The organism is Polaromonas sp. P4_H1, from assembly GCF_056400945.1.
The window spans coordinates 1-4361 of record NZ_JBFUKG010000036.1; the positions used below are offsets into that span (position 1 = coordinate 1).

The 4361-nt window shown below is 63.7% G+C and carries 2 protein-coding genes; both read left to right on the forward strand.

Annotated elements, in window-relative coordinates:
• Window positions 1–1930: type I secretion C-terminal target domain-containing protein (locus AC1DS5_RS24875; RefSeq protein ID WP_477720917.1), on the forward strand; the 1930-nt coding region annotated here is incomplete at its 5' end.
• A gap of 518 nt (window positions 1931–2448) precedes the next feature.
• Window positions 2449–4361 (forward strand): retention module-containing protein (locus tag AC1DS5_RS24880; RefSeq protein WP_477720918.1); only part of this gene is annotated, 1913 nt, incomplete at its 3' end.

Below are 4361 nucleotides of genomic sequence, written 5' to 3' on the forward strand. Positions count from 1 at the left end.
AGGCGCTGTGGTGGGCGGCAACGTGCTGACGGACGGCACGGACGACGTGTTCGGCGCCGACGGCGCGGCAGCCGGTGGCGGCGTGGTGGGCGTGCGGGTGGCCGGAGGCGACACCACGACGGCGGTGCAGACGGGCGTGAACACGGTCATTGCCGGCAGCTTCGGCACGCTGACACTGCAGGCCAACGGCAGCTACAGCTACGACGGCAGCCCGAACGTGGTGCCGCCGGCTGGCGCGACCGACACCTTTGTGTACACCATCAAGGACGGCGACGGCGACCTGAGCACGACGACACTGACGATCACGCTGACCGACAGCGGCCTGGCGGCAAGCAACGACGACATCACGGTCAACGAAGCGGCGCTGGCCACGGGCAGCAACCCGGCCAGCCCGGCGGAGACGGCGGCCGGCACGCTGGTAGGCAACGTCAGCGGTGGTGCCGGCGGCTACAGCTACGCGCTGACGAGTCCGGCCGCAGGCAGCTTCGGCACGCTGACGCTCAACGCGGACGGCAGCTACAGCTACACGCTGACGCAGCGCTTTGATACCAGCCCGGACGCCAACAACGGCACCAACACCGAGAACAACCGCGACACCTTCACCTACCAGGCGACGGATGCCAACGGCAACACGGTGACCAGCACCATCACGGTGGACATCGTGGACGATGTGCCGACATTCACACAAATTGACCACGGCATTATTACGAACCAGGCCGGGGTGCTTGTCGGCACCCACGATATGACCTTCGGCGCAGATGGGGAAGGGGTCATCAATTTGTCCGCGTTGACAAGCCTGAGTGGTGTCAACTATTCCGCCGTACAGCACAACCTCGACGGATCAACGACCATCACAGCCGGAACTGGCGCCAGCACGACCAACTTCTTTGCCCTGACCATCAACCCCGATGGGACGTACGAATTCGATTTGATCGACCCGCGTCCGTCGGTGACGAAGGTGGCTGATTTTGGCAGTGTCCAGGGCGGTGCGGCAGTGCCTTCGCTGACGCTGGGGACTGGCGCAGATGCCATCACCTTCACCGGTTTGGGCGGGGACCAGATCAAGCCGACGAGCGCTGGTTTTGGCGTGAACGACGGGAACCTGAATCCGGGCGATGACTTCAGCGTCACGTTTGCCGGTAACCAGGTGGACAGTGTGTCGTTCACGATTAAACAGCAGGCAAGCGACGCCTTCGTTATGACCTGGACCACCAATACGGGAGAAACGGGTTTTGTCAATACTGGCGTAGATGGGACATTCACGATCGATCCTACTGGCGACTTTTCTACGATCACATTCAATGTGACCGGCGGGAACGCAAAGGTGGATTCTTTTGCGTACAGTCAAAATCTTCTCCCGGCCGAGCAGGTATTGCAGTTCAGTGTTTCTGGGACGGATGGAGACGGCGATTTGACGGCGTCACAGACGCTGAATATCCAATTGCTGGGTGGGAGCGCTGGCGACCCGATCTCGGGAACCAGTGCCGGCGATGCGATGTTGGGTACCTCGGCCGGTGAATCGATCACTGGCGGGGCAGGGGACGACATGATGGCGGGCGGCCTGGGTTCCGATACGTTCAAGTGGAGCCTGGGTGATCAAGGTACCGTCGGAACGCCGGCCGCTGATGTCATCAGGGACTTCAACCTTGCGCCGGTGGCATCCGGTGGTGACGCACTGGACTTGAAGGATTTGTTGAGCGGCGAGCATGCCAATGCGGGCAGCCTGGATGCGTACCTGGACTTCTCTGCCAATGGCAGCGGCCAGACACTGATCTCTGTTCACGCCAGCGGCGCCGGCAGTGCGGTCACGCAGACCATCACGCTGGAAAATGTGCAATATGTGGCTTTGCAGGCTGCGGCGGGAGGGACATCCGACTCGGCCATCATCACCAAGTTGCTGGCTGACGGCAATTTGAAAACCGACGTCTGATCGTCGGCCGCCCGCTGGCCGGGCTGGTTTTTGCAGGGCAGACCGCGCAAGTGGCCTGTCCTTTTTTTATGCGGCTGAGATTTGGCTGACCGGGTTGACCGACTTAGGGGACTTTGGGGCGCAGCCACGGCGAGGCGTCGGTGATGCTCTCGTCAAAGTCGTGGCTGCTGCGCCATAGCCCAGCGGTGTCGGGTGCCACCAGCGCTTGCGGGTCGGCAGGGCCTGCAGAAGACGGTCGATCGACGGGGAGGCGCTTGACGCCATGCCGAGCTGCAGACCAAGCCAGCCAACCGGCTGGCTGCCTGACAACGGCGGCGGCGACGACAGTGTCCGGTATTGAGGGGGCTAGCACGGGGTTGGGCTACCGCTCCAAAACAGCCAAAAAACAGCCAAAAAGTAGCATCAAATATGGACCAAAGTCCAATAGACGGGCCGATGGCGCAGCCTTAATCTTCAGATCATCAGGATCGGTACCTGGGCTTGCGGGCCCGGGCTTCTTTTTTTCACCGGAGAGCATCATGGCCCAATTCGCTACCGTCGCCGCCATTACAGGAAATGGCACCGTTCTGGCTGTTGACGTGCAGGGCAAGACCCGCGCGCTGAAGGTCGGTGACGCCCTGCAAAAGGGCGAAACGGTACGCACCGTGGGCGACGTCCGCATCGAGCTCATCATGGAAGACGGCCACCATCTGGCGATTGCGCCCGCGCAAAGCGTGCGACTCGACGACAACGTGGCCGAGTCCGATCAGCGCCCCACGGCCCAGGACAGCGCGGTCACCACGCCGGCCACGGCAGACACCGTCATCCAGGCGCTCGAACGCGGGACCGACCTGAACCAGTCACTCGAAGCCACCGCGGCGGGTCTGGCCCCCGGCGGCGGCGTGGACGGCGGCAGCACCTTTGTGCAGCTGCTGCGCATCGCCGAGGGCGTGACCCCGCAAGACTACAACTACAACTTTGTCCCGCCTGAGCTGCTGCCGGATGTGCAGGTGATTCCCGAGCCGGCCGTGGAACCCGCGGTCAGCGTCGGCGTCACCGTGGGCACGCAGGTCGGTATCGGCGAGGGCGGCCCCGGCCTCATCACCGGCGACGTCATCCATGGAACGGTCTCGACGGCCGATGTGATCGAGGGCTCCAGCGGCGGCAGCAAGGCCGTCACCTTCCTGATTACCCTGGACAAGGTCTCCACGACCGATGTGACGGTCACCTACACCATCGTGCCAGGCACCGCGAGCAATCCGGCGGACTTTTTCGACGGCGCGGCCACCGGCACGGTCACCATTCCGGCCGGCTACATCGGCTTCTTCGTCACCGAGAACATTGTGGGCGACATCCTGGTCGAAGGCAACGAGACCTTCACCATTGTCCTGAGCAACCCGATCGGCGCCACCCTGATCAACGACACGGCCACCGTGACCATCATTGACGATGACCACGCACCGGTAGCGGTCGACGACAGCAACAGCCTGACCGAAGACCAGATCTCCGTCTCGGGCAACGTGCTGCCCAACGATACCGATGCAGACGGCCAGACCCTGTCCGTGGTCGGCCCCTCGATCACGGTGACCAACGCTTTCGGCACGCTGGTCATCGACAGCGCGACAGGCGCCTACACCTTCACGGTGAACGAAGCCACCCAGGCCGCCGCGCAGGCACTGGACGACGGCGAATCCATCAACATGGTCTTCCCCGATGTCTACCGGGTGACCGATGGCGCCAATCTGAGCAATCTGGCCGATGTGACCATCACCATCACCGGCACCAACGACGTGCCGACGATCAGCGTCGATCCCGGCAATGAAGGCGGCAACGACGTGGTGTACGAGGCTGGTCTGGCAATCGGTTCCAATGCCGCGGCCGGCAGCGAATTTGCCTCCGGCACCTTCACGGTATCGGATGCGGACGGCCTGGACGACATCCAGAGCGTCACCATCAACGGCGTCACCGTCGCGATCGGCAGCCTGGTGGGCCAGAGCTTTGCCGGTACCAACGGCACGCTGACGGTCACCGCCTACAGTGCAGGCGTCGCCAGCTACACCTATGAGCTGACCAGCCCGACCACGGATGCCGCCGGCACGGAGAGCGACGTCTTCACGCTGACCACCTCGGACGGCACGGGAACTTCCGCACCGGCAGCGATCACCATCGAGATCATTGACGATGTGCCGACGGCCTTCGCGAACAGCAACAGCGTGGCCGAAGGCGCTGTGGTGGGCGGCAACGTGCTGACGGACGGCACGGACGACGTGTTCGGCGCCGACGGCGCGGCAGCCGGTGGCGGCGTGGTGGGCGTGCGGGTGGCCGGAGGCGACACCACGACGGCGGTGCAGACGGGCGTGAACACGGTCATTGCCGGCAGCTTCGGCACGCTGACACTGCAGGCCAACGGCAGCTACAGCTACGACGGCAGCCCGAACGTGGTGCCGCCGGC